The organism is Pseudopedobacter beijingensis (assembly GCF_042678145.1).
GTDB lineage: Bacteria > Bacteroidota > Bacteroidia > Sphingobacteriales > Sphingobacteriaceae > Pseudopedobacter > Pseudopedobacter beijingensis.
In genome coordinates, this window is sequence record NZ_JBHUDG010000005.1 from 63,519 (window position 1) to 89,783 (window position 26,265).

The following is a 26,265-nucleotide window of genomic DNA, read 5'->3' on the forward strand; positions in this document are numbered from 1 at the left end:
TCCCTCTTAAGTCTCCCCTTATAAGATTGATTTATTGGATTTGCTTTTCTGTTATCTCTTTAACCAGACTATTCATGTACACTTCTATGTTATCATAGGCTGTACTTAAGTTACGTCCATTAGCATTTGCCTTTTTAGGATCTAATCCGTGGGCAATTTCCCATTCATCCGGCATACCATCACCATCGGTATCTAATAAAACTGTGGTCTGTTTTAGTTCTGGCCAACCGCCAACATCTTTTTGTGTATCTATTATTCCTGATAAACCAGAGATACTTCCTTTAAAACCAGCCGATTTATCTTTTACCTCTTTACAAATCCTGGTATCTACGGCATCTCTCTTATAACTTGCCCCCGCATACAATAAAACAGCGTTGTAGGCTTGCTCTGCTGTATGTACAGCAATAAGCTCCGCAGCAAAAGGTATTAGCTTCTGAACCATTTCTTTGGTTATTCCCGGATCAAAATCCATTCCTCCATTCCAGTTGTCACTGGTTGTAGTGGCATTTCCATCAACATAATTTCCGGTCACATAGAAAGTTCCGTATCCCGGTGCATAATCCGTTGGATTTGGAGCTCCGGTAGCATCGTCTTTGGAAACCTGCATAATTCTTTTGCTTTTGCTGGAAGGGGTTGCCGGACCTGGCTTATAATAATTATTTACGATATTGTATTCTCCGTTTTCGCCCCCGTACGCACTATTGTCTGACCAATTGTAAATAACATTGTTCCGATAATCTACCTTATCTATTCCGTACTTACCCATTTTGGTTCCACTACCCTTACTATATCTTTTTCCACCGTCAAACCTTGGGTTTCTGCTCTTATGATGTGCTAATAAGTTATGATGGAACGTTGCTGGACTGCCTCCCCAGATACCACCATAGCCATGTGCTCCTTTCTGATGTCCTGAGTTATTCATGCTTTCGGAAATGATACACCATTGCATGGTAAAATTCTTATTATGATAAAATGAGGCTACTTCATCTATAGACCAGCTCATAGAACAATGGTCCAGTATTACGTTCTCGGTTTCTCTGCCTCCTATAGCATCATCTTCTATGGTTGCCACATTGGTATCACCCAACCTAAAACGCATATAACGGATAATAACGTTATTTGCCGATACCACAAAGTCATAATCCTGCAAACATATCCCATCTCCGGGAGCTGTTTGCCCGGCTATGGTAATATCTCCGTTCTTAATGCTCAGCCTACTTTTCAGTTTAATATTACCCGATACTTCAAACACTACAATACGCTTGCCTGTCTGGTTTATGGCATCTCTTAAACTGCCTGTTCCTGAATCGTTAAGATTGGTTACTTTAATCACTTTTCCACCACGACCTCCTGTTGTGTTTTTACCCCAACCTTCTGCCCCGGGGAAGGCATAAGCTGTTTCTTCTACGGGTTGAGGTCCTCCGCTATCTCCGTTACCAGGACCTTCGGTACCTCCTTCTTCTTCTTTTACAGTGGTTTTATCTTTTTTGCATCCTATTGCCGATAAGAAACTCAGCAATACACACATTACAAGTAGTTTTTTCATATTGAATCTGGACAAGCATCAATAAAAGTATCCAAAAAGCGCTTACATCCATCATTCTGAACTTGTTTCAGCATTTGAAATGTAGCTTACGAAGAGGAGACTGTCTCAAATTAGTGCTTTTTGTCAGGCTGAGCCCTTCGTCGGGCTCAGGATAAACTCTGTCGAAGCCTCTATAGTGCCACTCAAAGCATATTTCGACAAGCCTGTACTGAGCTTGTCGAAGTGCTCAATATGACAATTCCTGTTTATGAGACAGCCTCCTATATTTAATTGCTATCTCCACCTTGGGTCGCCCGCAGTAGACTTACCTACAAAATCTGCATCTTTAATGGTAAAGTTTGCATTGGTTGGGTCTTTGAATAAGTCTGTTGAGGTGCCTGAGTATTCTTTTGCTCCTGCATCTTTCTTTTGCGTAATCGAATTGCCAGAAAACACACAGTCGCTTGTATAATAACATCCTTCCATCACTGGTAACCCGTTAGCGCTATCTATCCATTTGGCATTTGTTGATTCCATTGTTTTTCCAAAAATCACATTCTTCACTTCAAAAGTGGACGGATTATTGGGATTATTGGCTGAGTAACGAACGAAGTAATACCCGTTACGGATAAAGTTATCAAATGTACAGTTACTGATTTTTAGAGATGTTCCTATTACACCGTCTTGTCTTATAAAATAACTGAATTTATAAAATGTACTGTTGGTTATAGAGATATTATCAATCTTAGCAGAATTTGCCCCATTGGCAAATATAATCGCATAGGTGTTATTAACGCTAAAATCTCCTATTATACAATTATCTATGGTTAACGTACTTATCTCCTGACCTGTTTTTTGCAGTCTTATAAACGAGTTGGCAAAAGCCCCTGCTGTTTCGCAATTCACAAAGGAAAGGTTAGTTATTTTCGCATTGTCATTACTTGCATTAATAATATAATTTGCACCTCCCCCCTGCTTAAGAATTACATCTTCAAACTTCACAAAGTCTAATGTACCGCTATAGTTAAACTCTTTCTGTACATTAAGAATTGCCCTGTCTCCTTCAAACGCAGCACCACTCATAATCTTAATAGATTTATTAATGGTGTAATTATTGACATTATAGGTTTCTCCTCTTCTGAGTAGAATGGTTGTTCCTGATTGTAGTCCGGGATCTGTTAGTGCAGTAGTCAATGCATCCGGATCTCCTGATATATTTCTCAAATCAATAACATCGCCAGATAAGGACTCCTTAGTAGTAAAAGTAACTGTTCCGGCAACTTTACTTTCTCTGTAAATTCTGGCGGTATAAGCTGTGCTTCCGGTAAGGCCATCAATCTCTATCTTACCTGCATCCAGTTCTGTCTGCGAAAGCGGATAATCCGTACTATTGTTATCCTTATCTGTTAAAACTATTTTTGTTAGTGTATTATCTTTAGTCCATCTTAATATAACTGCATTATCCAGAATGTCTGATAAACTAACAGGAGAGAACATCTGTTCTACGCCTGTTTTAAATTTAATTGACATCCATTTTGAGTCATCATTACCTTCTCCTAAAGCTTTTACTCTTACAGAATAGTCTGTTCCTTCATCCAACCCTGTAATGGTATAGGGCAATTCAGTTAGTCCTACTTCTGCTACTTCCATCGGTTCTCCGGAATAGTCTTCGTTTCCATTCTTAAATAACTCCAACCTATATGAAGCAGCATTGGTTACTGATTTCCAGCTTAAACGCACACTGGACAGGTTAAAAACAGTAGCCTCAAACCCTGATGGGGAAAATGCTCTTGATGTTTCGAGAGTGGTAATCTCTGAAAGAATATTATCTGAACAACTATAAATAGTTGGACATGCTAAAAGCAGAGATAATGCTATTATTTTCGTATTTCTCATCGTTTGGTTTCTTTAGAAATTAATACCATCATTATTTAACATTCCGTTAGAAGTATCCAGGAATACTTGCCAAATAGGCCAATACTGTCTGGTATTAGGGTCTTTTGTAAATAAGCAATCCCAATATTTATCTTTATCTGTATCACCTACTAGTTTCCATGCTTTATTGGATGCATAAGAAGCGCCGGCTACATCTGTATCTCCAAAATTTAAACCATAGATTTCTACTGTTTCACCATCTGCTTTAGTCTTATAATAAATCTTGGCTGGTAACTGATTATAATTAAATACTTTATCAGGAAGTCCATTACTGTGTTCTATGTATACTTCTCTGGCTTCTAGTTTTTGGAGTTTCTCTTTAGCAACGTTTAACTGAGCACTTAGCATGTTCCAACGGATTAGGTCTGCTTTTCTCAACATCTCTCCACAAAACTCCAAAGCTCTCTGGTGTCTTATTTCTGAAAAGAATGCATCTTTAGATACTGTGGCATCAGCCAATATGGTTGTTACTTTACTACTGTTAGAAGGGAACGCCCTGTCCAGAACATCTTTCAGATAGGTACTGGCTGCTCCCGGACCATCTAATTCATTTATGGCTTCGGCTGCCATCAATAGAATATCCGAATAACGCATATATATCCAGTTTAGTCCATCATCATTGGTCGAAGTTACTCTTCTTTTCATCCACTCGTATCTATATTTCCCAAAATACAAGGCATTCAGACTTGAAGGATCTTGTATTCCATCTTTCCATTTATAGGGTACTACAGACACATCTCTTCTTACGTCTTCTTTATCATACTCATAAAGCATTAAGGCATTTGGTCCTACTGTACCACCTTTATTTTGTCCTGTATATTTATCTTCTGTTTCGTGTTTTACTCCCAAATCAAATATTACCCTTCCTCTACCTTCACTAAAAGGAATTTCCCACATAGACTCTAAACCAGCGGCAGTAGATTCTTCATTAAGTTTCCTAAATACTTCTTCAAAACCCAATAACCTTTGTTTACCGCTTTCTATAATATCAAGACATTCTTTTTTGGCTATTTCGTACATTTTGGTACTTTCCAGATCTGGATCGGTACTTTTACGTATGGTCCCGTCCATTCTCTGTGCATACCCTCCGGCATATAATGCAATTCTTGCTCTAAGCCCTTTTGCAAATGCTTTATTTACTGTTTCTACAGATGATGTAGCCGATGTTTCATTGGGCCATGCCAATAGACCAGCTGCCTCATCAAGATCGGCCAGTAGTTGTTTATAGATAATATCTCTGTCTGTTCTCGGCAGGTAAGCAGTTTCTGAGGTTACAGGCTCAAACCTTGCCGGAATATCTCCCCAGCCTTTAATCAAATCACCATACAAAACTGCTCTCAGGGTCAATACCTCTCCCAGAATTTGAGCCAGTTCTGGATTAGACTCTACATTACCGTATTTTCTTAACCCTCTGATAGCTATATTAGCTCTCTCGATACCTTCGTAAGATTTAGCCCAAACATTGGTTTCTTTATTCATTTCGGTATTGTTTGCGTTTGTATTGTAGTTTGACAAACGGGCTTTATCTGTTGTGGGAGTTCTTAAGCTATTAAAAACTTCAACATCTGTATTGGTTCCATAATATACCAGATATCTCCCTCTGTACGATTCTGTTTCGCACATAGACTGGATGATTCCGGTAACAGTTCCTTTAGCCAACCCTGGAGTGGAGAATATAACCGACTCGTCCAAAGAAGATTTTGTTGGAGCATCCAGGGTTTTACTGCAACTGCCCAAAAAGGTAAGTGCCGATAGCGTGAATAATATATTTGCAATCTTTTTCATCTTTTCCAATTAAGTGTGTTACTAAAAATTAACATTCAAACCAAACACAAAAGACCTGCTTCTGGGATAGGCTGAATAATCTACGCCTGGTGTAAGTGGAGTATTACGTCTGGTAGATACCTCCGGATCAAAACCTGAGTAGTTTGTCCATAACCATAAATTATATCCTGAAGCGTACACTCTTAGTTTTTGCATTTTCAATCTTGAAGAAATAGCATTTGGCAATGTATAACCAATTGTAAAGGTTGATAGTCTTAAGAAGGATCCATCTTCAATTGCCCAATCTGTTAATGCAAACTTTTTCATATATGGAGACCACATGGTTGTATTAGCATTCATAGCTTCCAATTCGGCCGGGTCATTGCTAATCGTTCCATCAGAACGAAGATTGGTCCAACGGTTGCCTGTTTCCATAATAGACAACATATTTCTTGAATGATACTTACTGGTTGATGTGTATTCTATTTTATTTGCATTATATACATCGTTTCCATAACTCCAGTTAAAAAATGCTCCCAAGTCAAAGTTATACACTCTGGATACGATAGAAAAACCTCCTGTATGTAATGGATTTGTGTTTCCTATAATGGTTCTGTCGCTTGCATCTATTTTCCCATCTTCTGTAAGATCTTTTATCTTAATAGAACCTGGACGGATTTCGTCCAGAACATCACTGGAGGTTGCATTTCCTAAACCACTTTTCAGCACCCATTTTCCATTAATATATCCGTCAAAATCAGAAACTTCATATCTTCCTTCGCTTATGTATCCGTAAATACGACCTATTGAAGCACCTTCTGCCACTAAATAGTCAGCATTTATTTCGCTAGATGCCCAACCAGAAGATCCGGTTATATTCTTTACAGAACCTAAAGAAATCACCTTATTTCTATTCATATTAATATTAGCGTTTACGGTTAAATCAAAGTTCTTCTTACGTATAGTATTCCAGTTTAATGCAAACTCCAGACCTTTATTTTCCGTTTCTCCTAAGTTTCGGTATTGGTAATCGTATCCTGTTCCCGGTACAGGGAATTGGATAAGCAAGTCTTTTGTTCTATTCAAGTAGGCATCTACTGTGGCATTAACCTTTGAATTAAACAAAGAAAAGTCTAAACCCAGATTGCGCGTAACTGTTGTTTCCCATTTCAAATCTGGATTTGCCATAGTTTTAGATGGTGCCCAATAGTTATTGGTACCGTTTACCCAGGATGTTGTAGAGTTTTGAAAAGATTGTGTCATTTGACCAGAGGGAATATTGTTATTACCCGCCGCGCCATAGCTGGCTCTTAATTTTAAATCTGCCAGCCAGGACTTTGTGCTTTCCATAAAGCTTTCCTGAGATATTCTCCATCCCGCAGAAACGGAAGGGAAATACCCCCAGCGGTTTCCTTCAGAGAATTTAGAAGAACCATCTGCTCTGAATGTAGCACTTAACAGATATTTGCCTTGATAGTCATAACTAGCTCTTCCAAAAAAAGACAGTAGCTTGTCATCAGGTGACATGTAATTGTCTATTGAATAAGCCTGCCCTTGTGTGGATAGTTTTCTGGCATTATCAAAATCAAATGTTTTAGGAAATCCGTGTACTGCGGTTGTTAAGATTGCCTCTTCTGTTTTAATAAACTCTTGTCCAGCTAATACATTCAGGGAATGATCTTTTGGAAGCACCTTCTTAAAGTCATAACTCAAGGTATTTGTATTTCTAATAATGTTCCGGCTGGTATTTGTAAAAATGACAGCGGGATGCTCTTTATTTTCACTTGCTGGAATATTTCTCACATAATAGGTAGTGTTTCCATAGAAACGATCCTGATCATTCCTATAATTGTCATACCCTATTTCTGAACGAAGTTTTAGATTACTTACAATTTGATAATTTAATGCTCCATTCAGGTTATAAGCCTTACGCCCTACATATTGATCATTGTCTGATAGAGCTATTACAGGATTATATAAGTTAAAATCATCATCAGTATCTGTTGAATTGGTTAATCCTCCTATAGCAAAAGGGGGATAAATCATAGCATGCTTCAACCTCGAATCACCTGAGGAAATCTCTTTTTGCTCATTCGCACCTCCGCCTTTTATTTTTGTATCAGCATAACGAGCACCTAAATCAAGTGTTAACTTATCATATAATTTATGATTCAATTTAAAGTTGATATTCTGTCTCTCATAATTAGAAAGCTGCATAATAGCCTTATCCTTGATTAAACTATGACTAACACTGAATTTGGTTTTTTCTCCACCTCCACTAATGTTAAGGTTCTGATTGTAGGTACTCCCTGTTCGTCCAAAAACAATCTCTTGCCAATCATTAGATTCTACCTCTTTATATAAATCTATATCCTGATAATTTCCAAAATATTTAGTGTAATCGTTGGGTTTATTGGCTAATAACGACCTTTCATATTGCCAGGTTGCATAATCATAGGGTTGCAAAACATCTAATTTATTCGCCAGATTCTTCGGCCCTCCAAATACATTAAAGCTAATACTTGTTTTGCCTGTTTTACTGTTTTTGGTTGTAACCAAAACAACGCCATTAGCTCCTCTTGAACCATAAATCGCCGTAGAAGAAGCATCTTTTAAAATATCAATAGACTCAATATCCTGAGGAGCGATATCGGAAATAGAAGCTACAGGAAATCCATCTACAATGTATAATGGGGAATTATCTCCAGTAATAGATCCACCTCCTCTTACTCTGACTGTCATTTCTGCTTCAGGAGATCCCTCGGTTGATGATATATTTACACCTGCAACCCGACCTTGTATCGCTTCTAATGCAGAAGAAACCGGTGCAGCTGCAATGGTTTCAGCACTAACAGAAGCTACAGCCCCGGTTAAATCTTTCTTTTGAACCGTACCATAACCAATAGCTACCACCTCATTTAACATAGTGGCTTCCTGTTCCAGCACAACATTGATTGAAGTTTGGTTTCCCACAGTAACTTCCTTTGCTTTAAACCCAATATACCTAAAAACCAATACGGCATTAGATACAGTCCCCGGAATATTAAGGGTAAATTGGCCGTTTACATCAGTCTGGGCTCCTACTGTACTGTTTTTGATGTTAATCCCAACACCGGCCAGTGGTTCTCCGGTATTGTCACTAACCTTTCCTTTTATCTGCTTTGTTTGAGCATGTATAGCTTCAAAAGTCAGCAGCAAGCAAATCAGCAACTTAAAAACTTTATTTATCATATTAAACTAATTTTAGGTCTAACAAGCATAGCCAATAACACATGTTCCTTTTGTATGTTTTTGATTATTTAGATCTCTTAAAAAATTAATTGGCTTGAACAATTGTAACCAGTTTTTAAACAAAAAAGAAAGATATAAGATAAAAAAAATACGCAATCGATGCCGGCATCGATACCGGGACAGTACAGAATGGTTGGTTATTATGAATTGTTATAATAATCCTGTGACAATACATTTTTCAATTTATGTTTGTACTCTAATTTTATATAAAGATATTTTTGTGTCCTAAAGCCCAATTTTACTATCTTCATACCATATTTTATTACTCATTAATCAAGGAATATATCTCAAAGATGGAATCCAGCTTAAATAGGGACAAACCTGTAGTCAGATTAAGGGCTTTTAGAGCAATAGATGATCCCAAGACCTGCGAACTATTCATCGAAGGACATACACAAGTATTAACTAACATTGGAGTCACCAAGGTAACTTCCTCTAAAAATGAATGGATGTATAATCCTGCCGCATTTGTACTTATAGTAGAGTCTCTGGACAAGAAAAAAGTGTACGGAGGAGTACGAATTCACGTAGCAGGCGGAAGCCAGCCACTACCTATTGAAGAGGCTACAGGACCTCTTGACTCTTCGGTTTACGACCTCGTTTATGACTATGCTCAAGGAGGAACAGGTGAATTTTGCGGTCTATGGAATTCTAGGGAAATAGCCGGTTACGGCGTAGGGAGTATATTTCTATCAAGAGCATGCGTAGCAATTTCCACACAAATAGGCCTGAGCTCAATTCTTGCTTTGTGCGCTCCCTATACAGTGCAAATGGGAATTAATTCGGGATACGAAGTAGAAACTACAGTAGGCAATAATGGTACTTTCTATTATCCCAAATTAGATCTCATAGCCACTACCATGATATTAAAAGATCCGGAAACCTTAATCAAAGCTATCGATGAAGAAAGGAATGCTATTTTCAGACTAAGAGAACATCTTAACATTATACGGTTAGAGGAACTTAGAAGAAAGGAAATAGAGATTCATTACGAAATACAGATTCCAGGTTTAGAGAACTGGGATCTAAAAGCAACAATAGAAAACACCAAAAGACGTGAGAAACCCCTATTCGACAATGAGGTTGACGAAGAAGATTTAAACATTCAGTAATAAGATCGTAATATCAGACATGCTAGAAAAAATTAATAAACTAAAAGAGCATTCTTCTAACTTAGACAGGACATACTCCCCTTTATTCTTTCGCATTTATAGAAAAGAAGAATATATAGAGTTCGAAAGTTTATTGAACAATAATAGAATAAGCTTTGTTCATGACGAAATATACGACCAACTAAAAGATCTTATCAAATGTAAGAACCCATCAAAAAGACTAGCTGATGAGGATTATACACAACTCATTAAAGACCACATCGGTAGCTACTCTCTACAAGATTATGGTGTATGGGTATATTACCCCTGGAACCAAAAGATGGTTCATATTTTAGATGAAGAAGAATATAAACAGGTACGTACAAACAGAAACCAATACAAAATAACTAAACAGGAACAAGATATACTTGCACAAAAAAAAATAGGAATTATAGGCCTTTCTGTAGGTCAATCTATAGCTCTAACTCTCGCTATGGAACGAGGTTTTGGGGAAATTCGATTAGCTGATTTTGATGTGCTTGAATTGAGCAACATGAATAGGATAAGAACGAGTATTTCAAACCTTAATATTCCTAAAGTCACTATTGCAGCCAGAGAAATGCTTGAAATAGATCCCTTCTTAAATATTTCTTGTTTTTTCGATGGCCTAACTGATAATAATATTGATGATTTCTTTTTAAAAAATGGGAAATTAGATTTGTTAGTAGATGAATGTGACGGACTGGATATGAAGATTATCGCAAGGCATAAGGCCAGAGATCTAAAAATTCCTGTTATTATGGATACGAGCGATAGAGGAATGTTAGACGTGGAACGATTTGACCTTGAACCTAATAGACCATTATTGCATGGAAAAGCCGACGGTGTAAACCCGCACACTATTAAAGAATTATCTAATGAAGATAAGGTTCCTATTATTCTACAATTACTAGGTGCTGAAAATATATCCTCAAGAGGGAAGGCATCAATGGTTGAGGTTCAGCAAACAATAAATACTTGGCCTCAACTGGCCAGTTCTGTAACATTAGGTGGGGCCGTAGCTGCAGATGTAAGCAGAAGAATTCTGCTTAACCAATACACCTCCTCAGGGCGATACTATATAGATATTGAAGAACTCGTCTCAGATACATCTATCAATAATCCCTCTAAATACACATATAATAATCCACATTTACCAATCTCGTTAGACGAGATGAAACAAATCCTAGCAGAATATCCTTTTAAAACAAATAAAAGCTTTTATCTAGATAAAACAGTAGTATCAGATCTAGTAAAAGCAGCAATAGCTGCCCCTTCTACCGGAAATGATCAACCATGGAAATGGCTTTATAAAGAGAATTCACTTTTCTTATTTCATGAAGAAAGCCGTTCACATTCTTTTGGAGATTTTCAAAAAACAGCATCTTACATTTCTTTGGGAGCAGCTTTTGAAAATTTATACATAGAGGCTTTAAATCAAGGAATTAACGCTTCTATAAAGTTTCACCCTCTTCCAAATCAAGCAAAACTGGTCGCTGTCATCAATTTCAGCCAGATCGAGAACACAAGGAACATAGAAAGTATTAAAACCTTAGGTAAAGAAATACAAAGAAGGCACACTAATAGGAACTTTTCCGAAAAAAAAATCATATCAAATGATATTTTAGAAGCTCTTGCTAATACCACAACAACCATTGAAGGTGCAAACATTCAATATTATACTAATGATAAAGATCTAAGATTATTTGCTAAAATGATTGGAGCTTGTGACAGAATAAGGTTATTGAATCCAGCTGGTCATCACGATTTTGTAAATAGAGAGATGAGATGGACTGGTGAATCTGCGGAGTCTACAAAAGATGGAATAGATGTTAAAACACTTGGTTTAAATAACTCACAATTAGCTGCTTTATCCATGCTTAAAGACAGTAAAGTAATTTCGTATCTAAAAGACTGGCAAGGAGGAAAAGCATTTGACACATTAGCTAACCGTACAATTTCTGGTGCTTCTGCTCTATGCCTTATAACTATCCCTCAGTATAGTCTTGAAAGTTTTTTTAGAGGGGGAATGGCAATAGAACGCTTTTGGTTAAAAGCAACACAACTTAATTTAGCTGTTCATCCCTTAATATCTCCTCTATATTTATTTACAAGATTAATACACGGAAAAGGAGAAGGTATTGATGAGAATAACATTAATGAATTACACACACTAAGACGAGAGTTTCAATCTATTACCGGACTCACCGATAATCATGCAGAAGTGTTTTTAGCAAAAATTGCTATTGCTCCAGAACCGGAATTAAAATCTTATCGACTGCCAATAAATAATGTACTATTTTTTGATTAATCCATGAAGAAAGTCTTCATTATCTTAATTTGCTTTCATCTTTTATTAATTGATAAAAGCTACTCGCAAGCTCCTGTCATATTTCAGGGAGAAAATATAATTATTGGAAACTCCTTGTCTATCTTAGAAGATAAAAGCAAGATTCTTAAAATAGAAGAAATCCAAAAATCTACGGATTTCACGCCTTCGGACTCCCAAACTCCTGGTCTAAAATTAAGCAATTCAAACTTTTGGCTAAAATTTTCAATCGAAAACAGATCCCACGGAGACGATCTGGTTCTGATGATAGAAAATTCTACATTAGATAATTGCGAGTTATTTTATTTCAAAAATGGAAAGTATGAGAGTAAAAACATATCAACCAATCAACGTTTTAATGAAAGAAAATATCCTCATCAAAATGCCCTTTTCGATTTAAATGTACCTGAAGACAGCACACAAACATTTTATATTCGAATAAATAGTACAGAGCAAATGATCTTACCTATTATCCTGGGCGCTCCTCAGAATATCACCAACTATCTTATAAACCATGACATTGTTTGGGGAATTCTTATTGGTATACTCGGGGTAATGATATTTTATAATCTTTTCCTATTTATTTCCACAAAAGATAGCAGTTATTTATACTATATATTATACACAGCATTTACTTTATTAACTCAGATTACACTATCTGGTTATACTTTTAAGTACATTTTCTATAATTATCCTGCAATCTACAACAAAGCTCTTGTTGTTTTCCCTGGTCTTGCAGGTATCTTTGGGATATTGTTTATTCAATCCTTCCTTCAGACTAAAGTAAGAACTCCTTCTCTCAATAAAGCCTTTATTCTTTCGCTATTATTATATTCTAGCGCAGTTATATTCAGAGTAATAGGACTAGGTACGATTAGTTATAGATTAATAGATATCTCTGCCATATACACTATATTTGTCATATATATAGTAGCTACAAAAATTGCTTTAAATGGATATAGACCAGCAAAATTCTTCTTGTTAGCCTGGAGTGTATTTTTCATCGGACTTATACTGTATATTCTTAGAAATTCAGGAATACTTCCATATAATTTCTATACAAACTACACAATGCAGATTGGCACAACACTAGAGGTCACATTGTTATCTTTGGCTCTAGCTGACAGAATTAATATACTAAAAAAAGAAAAAGAATTATCACAAGCAGAGGCTTTAAGAATATCCAAAGAAAACGAACAAATCATCCGAGAACAAAACATTGTACTAGAGCAAAAAGTAACTGAAAGAACTGCTGAATTACAAGAAGCTAATGAGGAATTACATGTTACTCTAGAAGACCTGAAACAAACCCAAACACAGCTAGTTGCCGCAGAAAAGATGGCTTCTTTAGGACAGCTTACAGCAGGTATCGCTCACGAAATTAATAACCCTATTAACTTCGTAACTTCTAATGTATCTCCTTTACAAAGGGATGTAAAAATGTTATTCGACACTATTGACACCTTTGAGGAGCTTTCTCTTTCCGACAAATCTAAACAGGAAATAGGTCAGGAAATTGAACAATATAAAGAAGATTTAGATTACGATTATTTAAAAATAGAGATCGATCATTTACTAAAAGGCATCAATGATGGAGCATCCAGAACTGCTGAAATAGTAAAAGGGCTTAGGATATTTTCCCGCGTAGATGAAGATGACCTCAAAAAGGCCAATCTTACTGACGGACTCGACTCTACTTTAGTGATCATGAATAGTCTTATTAACTCAAATAATATTGTTGTAGAGAGAGATTATAACGCTATACCTCCAATAGAATGTTACCCGGGAAAATTAAATCAGGTTTTCCTGAACATTATTTCTAACGCTATACATGCCGTTAGCCAAATCCATAAAAATAATGGAAACGGAAAGCTAACTATTTCCGTAAAAGAGGAAGGACCAAATGAAGTGTCTGTTACCTTTATCGATAATGGGTGTGGCATGGGAGATATCACCATTTCTAAGATATTCGATCCTTTCTTCACTACAAAAGATGTTGGTGAGGGCACTGGTCTTGGCATGTCTATTGCCTATAACACAGTAAAAAAACATAATGGCACTATAGAGGTTAGCAGTGAGCTTAGCAAAGGGACCCGAATAAAAATCACACTTCCCATTGTTCATCAGCAGCAGGCCGAAGCATAGAGTACGAAAAAGAAAGAGCGAAAACAATGGCTGAAAGTGAAAAAATTAAAGTCTTATATTTAGATGATGAAGCGAACAACCTCATAGGTTTTAAAGCCTTACTCAGGTTTGATTATAATGTTTTCTGCGCAAAAAAGGCTAACGAAGCATTTGAAATACTGGAAAAGCACCCTGATATACGAGTTATTTTCTGTGACCAGAGAATGCCTGAAAAAACAGGGGTAGAGTTTTTTGAGGAAATAAGAAGCACCAATCCACACCCCATTAGAATACTGATTACTGCTTTCTCTGATATCGAAGCTGTTATTGGTGCAATAAATAAAGGTCACGTATTCAGATACGTTAAAAAACCCTGGTTAGATGTAGATATAATTACCGCAATAGAAGAAGCTAATAAATTTTATCTGGCTCATTCTATGCTGTCTCAAAAAAATGAAGAACTTGAACGCGCCTATTCGGAGTTAGATAAATTTGCCTATAGTGTAAGTCATGATATCAGAGGTCCATTAGTAGGAATATCAGGAGGAATTAATCTGGCTTTAGCAACAAACGATATCAACGAAGTAAAGGAAATCCTAAAAATGATGAACAAATCTGTTGAAAAACTGGATTCCTTTATACTTAGTATGCATGATTATTATAGTTTAGAGCGGGGTGAGTTAAAAATCACCAACATCAACTTTCAGGAAATAGTACAAGAAATTGCCGACGTATACAACATTTATGCTAAATCTGCCAATATCAAATTCACAATTGATATAGAGCAAAACGAATCGTTCTGGAATGATGAAGTATCTATAAAGCTTATCATTAACAATCTCCTGTCCAATGCATTTAAATATCAAATTGCGAATAATGAAAATAAAATAGTAAATTTAAACATTAAGGTATACAAAGGCGAAGCAACTATAATAGTTGAAGATAATGGATATGGAATTGAAGAAAAATATCAAAAAGAAATTTTCAATCTGTTTTTCAGGGCGCATCACCATGCTACCGGTTCCGGGTTCGGCTTATTCAACTTAAAAAGTGCATTAACCAAACTTAATGGAAAAATCACAGTTGACTCAGAAGTCAACAAAGGTGCAAAATTCACAATTATAATACCTCACAAATAGCATTTAAATGGACTTTTCATTTTTCATTGTAGACGACAGAGAACTTGATTGTTATATCGCTGAAAAAATAATAGAGAAAACTCAGCGCAGCTACGAAAGAAGATCTTTCCATGAGGCTAACGCTTGTTTGGACCACATCAAGTCCAGAGAATTCAGCAATAATATCACTGTAATATTATTAGATATTATGATGCCTATAATGAATGGATTTGAATTCCTAGATGCTTTTGAAGCATTATCAGAAGATATGAAAAGCCAATATAGGGTAGTTCCAATAACAACTCTTTAAATAAAAATGATATTCACAGAATAGAAAATTATCCGTCTGTAATAAAAGTATTGCAAAAACCCTATACCATAGAAGATATTATTAAAACTCTGGATTCTATACAGAATAAACAAAACTACTAATTCCTAAGATAGTAGTTTTTGTCTTAACATAAACTCAAGCTGGTCATTAGAAGTTTCAAGTTTTTTATTCATCACTTCAATCTCCCGCTTTTTGTTTAAAACATCGTAGGCCCGGGTTATGGTAATATCTAACTCATCTTCATCCCATGGTTTACTCAAATAATGGAAAATCTTTCCTTTGTTTACAGCATCTACCACAGCACTCATATCCGCATATCCTGTCAGGAGAATTCTCATAGGATCAGGATGTTTCGGGATTATACTTTCCAGAAACTCAACACCAGTCATATGAGGCATACGTTGATCCGTTATAATAATATCTATTTCTTTCTGGTCTAAAATTTTAATGGCTTCTTCCCCACTTAAGGCAGTATAAACCTGATATTTAATTCTAAAATTAGCTTTAAAAGAAATCAGATTATTCTCCTCATCATCCACATAAAGTACTTTAATTTTTTTATCAGACATATTATTATCGGTTCTAAACAACTAATTTATTCTTCAATAAAGATACAATATTTCCAGATTAATTTTTATCCGTCGATTGTCTTTCTACTAAAACAGGTTCAAGTATAATATGTTCTATATTATCGTAAGGATTTTTCTTTTTTACCATTTTCAGAAACATCTTCGCACACTCTGCCCCCATCTTATTAGCCTGCTGATCTATAGTTGACAAACTGGGTGTAATAAATGCCGAAAAAGTTTCATTAGCAAATCCCATCACACCAATATGTGGAGGTACCAAATTATTCTCCTTTAATTTTTTAATTACTCCAAGTGCAGTAAAATCATCTCCTGCAATAATAGCATCAGGAAGATTTGTAGATCTCAGCAGCTTACCAGCCCCAAATCGACCATCTTTAATTGAAAGTCCTCCAAAGACTATATTTTCTTCAGCTATCGATAAATTATTATCTTTCAGAGCCTGCTTAAACCCTTCGTACCTATCGTTAAATATTTTTATTTGATGCGATGTTGTTACAAAACCAATATTTCGATACCCCTTATCTACCAAATGTTGCGTAGCCATATAACCGGCATCAAAGTCATTTATAGTCACAGATGGGGCTTCTATGTCTTTATGAGTTCTATCAAACAGAATTAATGGTTTATTTTGTTTAATAACCGATTTGAAATGGCTCACATCTTCTGTTTCAAGTGACATAGATGCTATAATACCATCAACTTGTGCTTCCAGTAATGTTTTCACTCCATTAATCTCATTTTCCAACGATTCATTAGACTGATAAAGCAAAACTCTATACCCATTATTCTTCAAAGTTTGCTCTATACTGTGTATTACTGATGCAAAAAAATGAACCTGAGTACTAGGCACAATTACTCCAATCGTCTGGGTTTTTCCCGACTTAAGGGAAGAAGCCAGTTTGTTTGGGCTATAATTCATTTTTTTTGCGGTTTCCAAAACGGCCTTTTTAGTCGCATCACTAATAGTCGAAAACCCGTTCAGTGCTCTGGAAACCGTAGAAACTGTTACATTTAGCTCCTTGGCTATATCGTATATGGTTGTCTTCTTTTTCAATACTTAAAGTAAATAAATTTCTATGAAACTTTGGCAAATGAAAATTTAATTATACTTTTATGCAACCGGTTGCACAGTTGATGTGCAAACAAATAAACTAACTTATGCTATTTTTAGGTATCGATTTAGGAACTTCATCTATAAAAGTATCTGTAGTAGAAGCAGATACACAAAAAACATTATGTTCTTCACAATATCCGGAGACCGAAGAAGAGATTATAGTCCTTAAGTCCGGATGGGCAGAACAATCTCCTGAGAAATGGTGGAGTAACATTAAATTAGCCGTTCTAAAGGCTCATTCTTCCAAAAAATATGACCCAAAACAAATTACAGCTATAGGCATCGCTTATCAGATGCATGGACTTGTAGTTGTAGATAAATTTCAAACTCCTCTCAGAAACTCCATCATTTGGTGCGACAGCAGAGCTGTAGATATTGGAGATAAGGCTTTTCATGATTTAGAGAAAGACAGGCTGTTGAGCCATCATCTGAATTCACCAGGCAATTTCACCGCTTCAAAATTAGCGTGGGTAAAACAACATGAACCTGAGATTTACGATAAAATAAATAAGATTATGCTTCCCGGTGATTATGTAGCCATGAAGCTTACCAATACCATAACTTCAAGTGTCAGCTCCTTATCAGAAGGGATTTTTTGGGATTTCAAAAACAACCGGTTGTCTAAAACCATACTTGATTATTATGGTTTTGATTTAGAGTTATTTCCAGAAATAAAACCAGTATTCTCAGTACATGGAAAAATAGACAAACAAATTTCCGTTGAACTCGGATTAAATGATCAGGTTGTTGTTTCTTACAAAGCGGGTGACCAACCCAACAACGCATTATCTCTCAATGTGCTCGAGCCCGGAGAAGTAGCTTCTACAGCCGGCACCTCTGGTGTTATATATGGTGTTAGCGACAAATTGGTTTACGATAAAGAATCTCGGATAAACACTTTTGCCCATATAAACTATACTCCCGAAAAAACACGTACGGGTGTATTACTTTGCATTAATGGCACAGGTATCTCATATAGCTGGGCAAAGAAAGTTATGGGTAAAGAACTCTCCTATCCGGAAATGAACAAACTGGCATCAAATATTCCACTGGGAAGTAATGGACTAAGAATGCTTCCTTTCGGAAATGGTGCCGAAAGAATGCTAAGCAACAAACTTGTTGGTGCACATATAGAAAATATTGATCTAAACCAACATCAAACTCCACACATCCTTAAATCAATACAAGAAGGCATTGCTTTCTCTTTTAGGTATGGTCTCGATATTATGCGTGAAAACGGATTAAATCCTCAAATAATCAAAGCAGGAAATTCAAACCTATTTTTAAGCGAGGTTTTCCAGACTGACTTCGTGGAATCTACCAATGTACCTGTTGATATATATGAAAATGATGGAAGTGTAGGTGCTGCATTGGGAGCAGGTATAGGCATAGGATATTACAAAGAACCCAAGGACGCATTCTTGAATATCAAAAAGCTCAAAACCATAGAACCAAAAAGATCTTCAGAATATGAAGAAATATATCAAAATTGGAAAGAATTATTAAACAACAAAATAAAAACCATATAACATGTCAGTAATAAAAGGAGAAACTGAGTTTTTCAAAGGTATAGGAAAAATCAATTACGAGGGAAAAGAGTCAAACAACCCATTAGCTTTCAGATGGTATGATGAGAACAGGATGATACAAGGCAAGAGCATGAAAGAATACATGAAATTTGCATGTGCATACTGGCATTCCTTCTGTGGAAATGGAGGCGATCCTTTTGGAGAATCTACACATATTTTTCCGTGGGATGCAAAAAAAGATGCTGTCGAAAGAGCTAAAGATAAAATGGATGCTGCTTTTGAATTTATTACCAAAATGGGTATGCCATATTATTGTTTCCATGATGTAGATCTTGTAGATTACACTTCAGATATTATAGAAAATGAAAGACGTTTGCAGGCTATTGTAGATTATGCTCAACAGAAGCAGAAAGAGAGCGGAGTTAAATTATTGTGGGGAACGGCTAATTTGTTTTCGAACAGAAGGTATATGAACGGAGCAATCACCAACCCAGATTTTCATGTATTAACTCATGGTGCTACACAGGTAAAAGCTGCAATTGATGCAACAATTGCATTAGGTGGCGAAAATTACGTTTTCTGGGGTGGTAGAGAAGGCTATATGTCCTTATTAAATACCAATATGAAACGAGAGAAAGAACATTTCGCAACTTTCTTGCACATGGTTAAAGATTATGCCCGAAAAAACGGATTCAAAGGAACTTTCTTTATTGAACCTAAACCTTGTGAACCATCAAAACATCAATACGATTACGATGCCGAAACAGTAGTAGGTTTTTTAAGACAGTATGATTTACTGGGCGACTTCAAACTAAACCTGGAAGTAAACCATGCAACACTTGCTGGACACACTTTTCAACATGAACTACAGGTTGCAGCAGATGCTGGCTTATTAGGCTCTATTGATGCAAACAGAGGAGACTATCAAAACGGATGGGATACTGATCAATTCCCAAACAATATTACAGAACTGGTAGAATCTATGTTGGTTATTATCGAAGCTGGTGGTTTACAAGGCGGTGGAATTAATTTTGATGCAAAAATACGCAGAAACTCTACAGATCCTGAAGATCTATTTTATGCACACATTGGCGGCATGGACATTTTTGCAAAAGCATTGTTGATTGCCGATGAAATTATCCAAAAATCTGATTACACGAAGATAAGAAAAGAAAGATATTCTTCTTTCGACACAGGAGCAGGTCTTGAATTTGAACAGGGAAAACTAAACCTGGAAGATTTAAGAGCTTATGCTATTAGCAACGGCGAACCGCAGGTTAAAAGTGGAAAACAAGAATTTTTGGAAAACACTATTAATAAGTTTATTTTTTAATAAATTCGGTGTTCCAAACCAAACTATACATTAATGAGTACACTTCACACTTCAGATTACATTGTATTTCTGATTTACTTTGTGATCGTAGCGGGCTACGGTCTATGGATTTACAATCGGAAAAAGGCTGAGAGTGCCAGTTCCAAAGATTATTTCTTAGCAGAAGGTTCACTAACATGGTGGGCAATCGGAGCGTCTTTAATTGCTTCTAATATTTCTGCAGAACAATTCATTGGAATGAGCGGCTCAGGTTTTACATTAGGGCTAGCTATTGCTGCCTATGAATGGATGGCTGCAGCAACTTTAATTATTGTTGCGATATTCTTTATTCCGGTCTACCTCAAAAACAAGATTTTCACCATGCCACAGTTCCTTAACCAACGCTATAATGGGACTGTAGCTATGATTATGGCTATTTTCTGGCTATTATTATATGTTGTGGTGAATTTAACATCAATCTTGTATTTGGGCGCGCTGGCTATTAACAGTATTTCCGGATTAAATATTACCATGTGTATGTATGCATTAGCCATTTTCGCTATTGTAATTACGCTGGGAGGGATGAAGGTAATTGGATTTACTGACGTTATTCAGGTTTTCTTCCTTATTCTTGGAGGATTAATAACTACTTATTTAGCGCTGAACTTGGTTTCAGACCAACAAGGAGTTATAGAAGGACTTAATGTTCTTACAAAAGAAGCTCCGGATCATTTCCACATGATATTCGATAAAACCAATCCACATTATCTTGATATTCCCGGAATGACAATGCTTATCGGGGGGCTTTGGATTGTAAACCTGAATTACTGGGGCTGTAACCAATACATTACTCAAAGAGCTTTGGGCGCCGACTTAAAAACTGCCCGTAACGGTATTCTGTTTGCTGCATTTCTAAAAATGTTAATGCCTATTATTGTGGTATTACCGGGTATTGCTGCTTTTGTACTTTACCAACGTGGCGGGTTCCAAACAGAACTTTTACAGAATGGAGAAATAAACCCTGATAAGGCTTATCCTGTACTACTGAACTTATTACCTACAGGACTAAAAGGCTTATCTTTTGCTGCTTTAACAGCTGCCATTGTTGCATCCTTAGCGGGTAAAGCAAATAGTATTGCTACAATATTTACATTGGACGTTTACAAGAAAGCATTAAACGAAAATGCTTCAGAAGCAAACCTGGTTAAGGTGGGTAAAATCACCGTAGTAGTATCCATGATTTTAGCGGTATTTATTGCCCCTTATTTGGGGATCGACAAAAAAGGAGGATTTCAATACATTCAGGAATATACCGGATTTGTATCTCCGGGTATTTTCGCAATGTTTATATTAGGTTTCTTCTGGAAGAAAACAACTTCTAACGCCGCTCTTTTTGCTACTATAGGAGGATTTATTTTATCTGTTTTCTTCAAAATATTACCAGGCATGGTAGATCTTGAGTTTTTATACAGCATGGGCTTTTCGGCACCAAAGATTGTTGATGGCATTACCATTTACGAAATTCCTTTCTTAGACAGAATGGGCTTTGTATTCATTATCTGTATCGTAGGTATGATTATTATTTCCTTGATAGACAATAAACGTGGTATTACTCCGCAAGGGCTAGAAGTAGACACAAAAATGTTCAAATCACATCCAGCTTTTATAGCCGGATCATTAATTATTATATTATTATTGGTTGCTCTATATTCCATTTACTGGTAATAACGATCAATAATAATAAAGAACAAAAAGTACGGTTGGTATATACCAACCGGACTTTTTTATCAATAAACAAATATCTCTTTTACTTTTGTCTGAAAAACAGCTGGATTGGTACTCCAGAAAAGTCAAAATGTTCTCTCAATTTATTCTCCAGAAATCTTTTGTAGGGCTCCTTAATGTACTGGGGGAGATTACAAAAGAAAGCAAACATAGGTGAAGACGCATTTATTTGTGTAATATACTTTATCTTAATATGCTTTCCCTTAGTTGCTGGCGGTGGTGTTTTCTCTATTATAGGCAATAAAATATCATTTAATTTAGATGTGCTTATTTTCTTGGCTCTATTCTCATAAACTTTTTGAGCACTTTCTATCGTTTTAAATATTCTTTGCTTTTCGGTTACAGAAGTAAAAATAACAGGAACATCTGTAAAGGGCGCTAGCTTCTCTTTTATCGTCTTTTCATACTCTTTTGCAGTCTTATGATCTTTCTCTACCAAATCCCATTTATTAACGACTAAAACCACCCCTTTTCTATTCTTTTCCGCCAAATGGAATATATTAATATCCTGAGATTCTATTCCTTCTAAAGCATCCAGCATCAAAATAATCACATCTGCTTCTTCCAGGGCTTTTATAGTCCTCATTACTGAGTAAAACTCAATATTTTCCCTTACTTTGGTTTTCTTACGTAATCCGGCAGTGTCCACCAACATAAAATCGTGTCCAAACTGCTTATAATGGATATGGATAGAATCTCTTGTTGTACCTGCTATATCAGTAACAATATTACGTTGCCTACCTAATAAAGAGTTAATCATGGATGATTTACCAACATTAGGCCTGCCAACAATAGCATAAACAGGAAGTTCATTTTTCTCTTCTTCTACATCTTCAAACGTTTTAACAACCTCGTCCAGCAATTCACCTGTACCAGAACCAGTCATAGATGAAATACAATAAACTTCACCCAAACCAAATCCGTAAAATTCGGCAGATTGGGCGAGTAGCATATTGTTATCTACTTTATTAGCAGCTACAAAAACGGGCTTCTTACTTCTTCTTAAAACACCAGCTATCTCATCATCCAAATCTGTTGTTCCGGTAACAACATCAACCATAAAAATAATAGCAGTTGCCTCTTCAATGGCAATAATAACCTGCTCTCTGATGGCTATTTCAAAAACATCTTCTGAATTAGCTACATACCCTCCTGTATCAATAACTGTAAAAGACTTATCTGTCCATTCTGCCACACCATAATGCCTATCTCTGGTAACACCACTCATATCGTCCACAATGGCTTTTCTGGTCTCTGTTAATCTGTTATACAAGGTAGATTTTCCTACGTTCGGTCTCCCGACGATCGCTACTATATTTCCCATATTTATTTGTTTTTCCCAGCCTTATCTTGCCGGCATAATTTTGTTTTTTGCAAAAATAATCAATTAACGCTGCTAAACCGCAGCTTATGATAATTTATTCTTCGTAACCAAACTGTTTCAGATAACTACTTCTATTTCTCCAATCAGGAATTACCTTAACAAATATCTCTAAGAAGACCTTTTTCTGCAAGAAATCTTCCATATCCTGTCTGGCATAAGTTCCAATTTTCTTAAGCATAGCTCCTCCCGGACCAATCAAAATATTTTTCTGAGAATCTCTCTCTACTATTATCTCCGAACTAATCTTGATAAGATCTTTATTTTCCTTAAAAGATGTAATGATAACCTCTGTACTGTATGGAATCTCTTTTTTATAGAATTTGAATATTTTTTCTCTTATCATCTCCGAAACAAAAAAACGTTCGCTACGGGTAGTCAACTCATCTTTCTCATAATATGGTGGATGCACCGGTAAATGCTCAATAATAAACGGCATTATCTTCTCTATATTGAAATTATGAAGTGCAGATATTCCTATGATTGCATCTGGATTCAGTTTTTCTTTCCAATAGTTCATTTTTTGAGTCACCTCTTCCTCTGTTGATTCATCTATCTTATTCACAATTACCATCAACTTAGCAGAAGAGCCTTTTATCCTATCTATCACATCCTGTTCATCATGCTTTTCGTTAATATCTGTTACAAACAGAATAATATCTGCATCAACAAGAGACCCTTTAACAGCGTCCATCATTGTTTCCTGCAGTTTATATGCAGGTTTTATAACTCCAGGCGTATCTGAAAAAACAATTTGATAATCTTCCTCATTCACAATCCCAATAATACGGTGTCTGGTGGTTTGTGCTTTAGAAGTAATAATGGCCATTTTCTCTCCAACCAATGTATTCATCAATGTTGATTTCCCCGCATTGGGCTTTCCTACGATACTTACAAAACCTGCTTTATGTGACATTTAAATATTTTTTAAATTTTATTTGCTTTACAAAGAAACGAATTATATCTTTGCAGTCCAATTCGGAACAAGATATATATCAAAAAACGAATTGAAAGCAGCGATTGCTAAGAAAAAAACAAAAAAATACAGTGCGGGGTGGAGCAGTTGGTAGCTCGTCGGGCTCATAACCCGAAGGTCGCACGTTCGAGTCGTGTCCCCGCTACCAAAGGAAATTGAAAGACATTTCCAATTGGCCCGTTCGTCTAGGGGTTAGGACGCAAGATTTTCATTCTTGAAACAGGGGTTCGATTCCCCTACGGGCTACTAAACAGGATAAATGAAATATATTTTCGTTTGTCCTGTTCTTATTTTGGGGTAATCCGTTGTTTATCTGAAAGATATGGTGTGCGATTACGTTCGTTCGGGCGGTTCGATAAGTTTTTCCGTCAAACTCTAATTTTTCGGGGAATATCGAACCAATTACCGCTCTCCTTGTATGGATTTCGCCCTCGCTGTACAGTTTCGGGATATTTATGATACTCTGTAAAGCCCTGTCCAAAGACTTATCTATATTGATTTTCTTGGTATCCAAACCGTCCTTGCTCAACTGTTCTTCCAGACTTTCAATCCGTTCTTTACATTCACTTTTAATTTCAAGATATTCCTCGTCATCAATGGTTTCCGCAAGTAGTTTGTTCCTTGCTACCGACAACTTTGCGTTAAGCCTGTCTATTTCCTGTGCAATCCGTTTCTTTTCATCAAATGGGTTCTGCACAAATTTTTTGTAGTTGTCCAATAGCAGTTTTTTGAGAATATTCTTTACACTAACGTTCAGTTCAAACTGACGCATTCCTTTTTCAAAAATATCATTGGCAACTTCGGCTTTCTGACGGAAGCCACACGAAGAAACACAATGGTAATAGTAATAACGGTTCGTTCTTCCTTTGGAAGCACTTCCTGTTAGGTTACGACCGCATTCAGGACACACCAAAAAACCTCTTAATGGTAGGTTCTTATCCGAAAGTATTTTGGTATTCGGACGTTCCACCCTTTTGTTTCCGTCCAATATAAGTTGCACCTTATTGAAAAGTTCTTCACTTATAAGCGGTTCGTGCTGACCCTGCACCAAATGGGCTTCCTCGTCCTTGAATTTGGCTATGAATATCTTGCCGTAGTATAGCGGATTGCGGACGGCTACGTGGAAAGCACTTCGGCTCAATTTCGTTTGGCTCTGTGCATTCATTTTCTGCCGTACTTGGTCACAGGCGAACACGCCTTTAGCTATCTCGTTGAAAGCCCAACGCATACTTGACGCTTCGGGTTCTTTGGGAGCGATGTATTTTCGTCCGTCCTCTTTGCTCCTGTTGATGTATCCGAATGGTGCTTTCCCCATCAAACGCCCCTCTTTCCTTGCCCTGCGCATACCGTAGAATGTGTTCAATGCCCTGCGGTCGTTCTCCACTTCGGGAGCAGAAAGATATATCGCAAGCATCATCTTGTTTTCGGGAATGGAAAGGTCTAAGGGCTGTTCCACAGCCTGCGGTTCTATGCCAAGTTTGTTAAGTGTGCTAATCATCTGATAGGCATCACCTGCATTACGGCTGAACCTATCCCATTTGGTAAACAGGATAAGGTTGGCCTTTGAACTTTTCTTTTTAAGATTGTTCAGGAGTTTTGTCCATTCAGGACGGTTAAAGGTCTTAGCGGAATGGTCTTCGTAGATAACCTGTCCGACAGCAATCTTATTGGTTGAACAAAATCGTTTCAAGCGTTCCTCTTGGTCACGCTGTGAATATCCTTTGTCTGCCTGTTCATCGGTGGAAACACGTATGTATAAATCTGCTCTTTTCATTGCTAATCTCTTTAAATGGACAATGTGTCTTGGGGATTAGCTAATTTACGAAATAAATCATTCAACATCAAAGCATTCCCGAATAACTATCATCGTAAGGTTGTACAGAAAATCCATAATCAGTTCGGCTTCTTCCTGCCCCACATCAATACCCTCTTTGCGGAGAAGCTCCATTGCTTCTTCGATAGGTATTTTCTCTATTTCCTTTCTCTCCTGCATTACCTAACGCCGTGTTGTTATGGCTAAGGTAGTTAGGG

At 36.6% G+C, this 26,265-nt stretch carries 18 protein-coding genes and 2 tRNA genes; 10 read left to right on the top strand and 10 right to left on the bottom strand.

What is annotated here, in order from left to right; genetic code table 11:
- Positions 1–31: 31 nt before the first annotated feature.
- The 4 genes from ACFSAH_RS06595 to ACFSAH_RS06610 all read right to left on the bottom strand — a co-directional run bounded on the left by ACFSAH_RS06595 (position 32) and on the right by ACFSAH_RS06610 (position 8,455).
- Entirely contained in the window at positions 32–1,546 is a 1,515-nt protein-coding gene (locus ACFSAH_RS06595; protein ID WP_379661920.1) for a pectate lyase, read from the bottom strand.
- A gap of 273 nt (positions 1,547–1,819) precedes the next feature.
- Positions 1,820–3,421, bottom strand: coding sequence for a DUF5123 domain-containing protein (locus tag ACFSAH_RS06600; protein WP_379661921.1), 1,602 nt, complete (start codon positions 3,419–3,421; stop codon positions 1,820–1,822).
- Between the two features lie 12 nt (positions 3,422–3,433).
- Positions 3,434–5,245: a RagB/SusD family nutrient uptake outer membrane protein gene (locus ACFSAH_RS06605; RefSeq protein ID WP_379661922.1), complete on the bottom strand. Its 1,812-nt coding sequence runs from the start codon at positions 5,243–5,245 to the stop codon at positions 3,434–3,436.
- Between the two features lie 21 nt (positions 5,246–5,266).
- Positions 5,267–8,455: a SusC/RagA family TonB-linked outer membrane protein gene (locus ACFSAH_RS06610; protein WP_379661923.1), complete on the bottom strand. Its 3,189-nt coding sequence runs from the start codon at positions 8,453–8,455 to the stop codon at positions 5,267–5,269.
- 353 nt (positions 8,456–8,808) lie between these two features.
- Between ACFSAH_RS06610 and ACFSAH_RS06615 the strand changes: the two genes are divergently transcribed.
- The 5 genes from ACFSAH_RS06615 to ACFSAH_RS06635 are packed head-to-tail and all read left to right on the top strand — an operon-like array spanning position 8,809 to position 15,526.
- A complete protein-coding gene (locus tag ACFSAH_RS06615) occupies positions 8,809–9,627 on the top strand; it encodes a hypothetical protein (protein WP_379661924.1) in 819 nt (272 codons plus the stop codon).
- Positions 9,628–9,646: 19 nt separating this feature from the next.
- Positions 9,647–11,956 carry an Rv1355c family protein gene (locus ACFSAH_RS06620; protein ID WP_379661925.1) on the top strand — a complete coding sequence of 770 codons (2,310 nt, stop codon included), beginning with the start codon at positions 9,647–9,649 and terminating at the stop codon, positions 11,954–11,956.
- A gap of 3 nt (positions 11,957–11,959) precedes the next feature.
- The gene (locus ACFSAH_RS06625; RefSeq protein WP_379661926.1) at positions 11,960–14,119 is read left to right on the top strand and encodes a sensor histidine kinase; all 2,160 of its coding nucleotides are present in this window, start codon (positions 11,960–11,962) and stop codon (positions 14,117–14,119) included.
- A gap of 26 nt (positions 14,120–14,145) precedes the next feature.
- On the top strand, positions 14,146–15,237 hold the full coding sequence (locus ACFSAH_RS06630) for a hybrid sensor histidine kinase/response regulator (RefSeq protein ID WP_379661927.1): 1,092 nt from the start codon (positions 14,146–14,148) through the stop codon (positions 15,235–15,237).
- A 7-nt stretch (positions 15,238–15,244) separates the two neighbouring features.
- Complete coding sequence (locus ACFSAH_RS06635; RefSeq protein ID WP_379661928.1) at positions 15,245–15,526, top strand: response regulator; 282 nt, start codon at positions 15,245–15,247, stop codon at positions 15,524–15,526.
- A 125-nt stretch (positions 15,527–15,651) separates the two neighbouring features.
- Here the strand turns inward: ACFSAH_RS06635 and ACFSAH_RS06640 are convergent, their stop codons facing one another.
- Both ACFSAH_RS06640 and ACFSAH_RS06645 read right to left on the bottom strand, forming a co-directional pair.
- Positions 15,652–16,116, bottom strand: coding sequence for a response regulator (locus ACFSAH_RS06640; RefSeq protein ID WP_379661929.1), 465 nt, complete (start codon positions 16,114–16,116; stop codon positions 15,652–15,654).
- A gap of 58 nt (positions 16,117–16,174) precedes the next feature.
- Positions 16,175–17,191 carry a LacI family DNA-binding transcriptional regulator gene (locus ACFSAH_RS06645; protein WP_379661930.1) on the bottom strand — a complete coding sequence of 339 codons (1,017 nt, stop codon included), beginning with the start codon at positions 17,189–17,191 and terminating at the stop codon, positions 16,175–16,177.
- Positions 17,192–17,295: 104 nt separating this feature from the next.
- On the opposite strand from ACFSAH_RS06645, the gene ACFSAH_RS06650 reads away from it, so the two are divergent.
- From ACFSAH_RS06650 to ACFSAH_RS06660, 3 genes are read left to right on the top strand one after another with little or no spacing between them, the layout of a single operon-like run.
- The gene (locus ACFSAH_RS06650; protein ID WP_379661931.1) at positions 17,296–18,780 is read left to right on the top strand and encodes a xylulokinase; all 1,485 of its coding nucleotides are present in this window, start codon (positions 17,296–17,298) and stop codon (positions 18,778–18,780) included.
- Between the two features lies 1 nt (position 18,781).
- Positions 18,782–20,113, top strand: a complete 1,332-nt coding sequence (xylA, locus tag ACFSAH_RS06655) for a xylose isomerase (RefSeq protein WP_379661932.1) — start codon at positions 18,782–18,784, stop codon at positions 20,111–20,113.
- A 33-nt stretch (positions 20,114–20,146) separates the two neighbouring features.
- Positions 20,147–21,817, top strand: coding sequence for a sodium/sugar symporter (locus ACFSAH_RS06660; RefSeq protein WP_379661933.1), 1,671 nt, complete (start codon positions 20,147–20,149; stop codon positions 21,815–21,817).
- Between the two features lie 82 nt (positions 21,818–21,899).
- Here the strand turns inward: ACFSAH_RS06660 and der are convergent, their stop codons facing one another.
- Positions 21,900–23,201 carry a ribosome biogenesis GTPase Der gene (der, locus tag ACFSAH_RS06665; protein WP_379661934.1) on the bottom strand — a complete coding sequence of 434 codons (1,302 nt, stop codon included), beginning with the start codon at positions 23,199–23,201 and terminating at the stop codon, positions 21,900–21,902.
- Between the two features lie 94 nt (positions 23,202–23,295).
- The gene (gene era / locus ACFSAH_RS06670) at positions 23,296–24,174 is read right to left on the bottom strand and encodes a GTPase Era (RefSeq protein ID WP_379661935.1); all 879 of its coding nucleotides are present in this window, start codon (positions 24,172–24,174) and stop codon (positions 23,296–23,298) included.
- Positions 24,175–24,306: 132 nt separating this feature from the next.
- On the opposite strand from era, the gene ACFSAH_RS06675 reads away from it, so the two are divergent.
- Positions 24,307–24,382, top strand: a tRNA-Met gene (locus ACFSAH_RS06675).
- 26 nt (positions 24,383–24,408) lie between these two features.
- Positions 24,409–24,480 (top strand) — tRNA-Glu (locus ACFSAH_RS06680).
- On the opposite strand, the gene ACFSAH_RS06685 is transcribed toward ACFSAH_RS06680, so the two are convergent.
- Both ACFSAH_RS06685 and ACFSAH_RS06690 read right to left on the bottom strand, forming a co-directional pair.
- Positions 24,443–26,008 carry a recombinase family protein gene (locus ACFSAH_RS06685; protein WP_379662058.1) on the bottom strand — a complete coding sequence of 522 codons (1,566 nt, stop codon included), beginning with the start codon at positions 26,006–26,008 and terminating at the stop codon, positions 24,443–24,445. The genes ACFSAH_RS06680 and ACFSAH_RS06685 overlap by 38 nt on opposite strands.
- 57 nt (positions 26,009–26,065) lie before the next feature.
- A complete protein-coding gene (locus ACFSAH_RS06690; protein ID WP_379661936.1) occupies positions 26,066–26,227 on the bottom strand; it encodes a hypothetical protein in 162 nt (53 codons plus the stop codon).
- Between the last annotated feature and the right edge of the window lie 38 nt (positions 26,228–26,265).

What these genes read in the sequence shown, in the direction of transcription:
- ACFSAH_RS06600 (WP_379661921.1), bottom strand. Translation starts at nt 3,421, where the DNA reads ATGAGAAATACGAAAATAATAGCATTATCTCTGCTTTTAGCATGTCCA.
- ACFSAH_RS06660 (WP_379661933.1), top strand. Translation starts at nt 20,147, where the DNA reads ATGAGTACACTTCACACTTCAGATTACATTGTATTTCTGATTTACTTT.
- ACFSAH_RS06635 (WP_379661928.1), top strand. Translation starts at nt 15,245, where the DNA reads ATGGACTTTTCATTTTTCATTGTAGACGACAGAGAACTTGATTGTTAT.
- ACFSAH_RS06625 (WP_379661926.1), top strand. Translation starts at nt 11,960, where the DNA reads ATGAAGAAAGTCTTCATTATCTTAATTTGCTTTCATCTTTTATTAATT.
- era (WP_379661935.1), bottom strand. Translation starts at nt 24,174, where the DNA reads ATGTCACATAAAGCAGGTTTTGTAAGTATCGTAGGAAAGCCCAATGCG.
- ACFSAH_RS06640 (WP_379661929.1), bottom strand. Translation starts at nt 16,116, where the DNA reads ATGTCTGATAAAAAAATTAAAGTACTTTATGTGGATGATGAGGAGAAT.
- ACFSAH_RS06690 (WP_379661936.1), bottom strand. Translation starts at nt 26,227, where the DNA reads ATGCAGGAGAGAAAGGAAATAGAGAAAATACCTATCGAAGAAGCAATG.
- ACFSAH_RS06595 (WP_379661920.1), bottom strand. Translation starts at nt 1,546, where the DNA reads ATGAAAAAACTACTTGTAATGTGTGTATTGCTGAGTTTCTTATCGGCA.
- ACFSAH_RS06630 (WP_379661927.1), top strand. Translation starts at nt 14,146, where the DNA reads ATGGCTGAAAGTGAAAAAATTAAAGTCTTATATTTAGATGATGAAGCG.
- der (WP_379661934.1), bottom strand. Translation starts at nt 23,201, where the DNA reads ATGGGAAATATAGTAGCGATCGTCGGGAGACCGAACGTAGGAAAATCT.
- xylA (WP_379661932.1), top strand. Translation starts at nt 18,782, where the DNA reads ATGTCAGTAATAAAAGGAGAAACTGAGTTTTTCAAAGGTATAGGAAAA.
- ACFSAH_RS06605 (WP_379661922.1), bottom strand. Translation starts at nt 5,245, where the DNA reads ATGAAAAAGATTGCAAATATATTATTCACGCTATCGGCACTTACCTTT.
- ACFSAH_RS06650 (WP_379661931.1), top strand. Translation starts at nt 17,296, where the DNA reads ATGCTATTTTTAGGTATCGATTTAGGAACTTCATCTATAAAAGTATCT.
- ACFSAH_RS06620 (WP_379661925.1), top strand. Translation starts at nt 9,647, where the DNA reads ATGCTAGAAAAAATTAATAAACTAAAAGAGCATTCTTCTAACTTAGAC.
- ACFSAH_RS06615 (WP_379661924.1), top strand. Translation starts at nt 8,809, where the DNA reads ATGGAATCCAGCTTAAATAGGGACAAACCTGTAGTCAGATTAAGGGCT.
- ACFSAH_RS06685 (WP_379662058.1), bottom strand. Translation starts at nt 26,008, where the DNA reads ATGAAAAGAGCAGATTTATACATACGTGTTTCCACCGATGAACAGGCA.
- ACFSAH_RS06610 (WP_379661923.1), bottom strand. Translation starts at nt 8,455, where the DNA reads ATGATAAATAAAGTTTTTAAGTTGCTGATTTGCTTGCTGCTGACTTTT.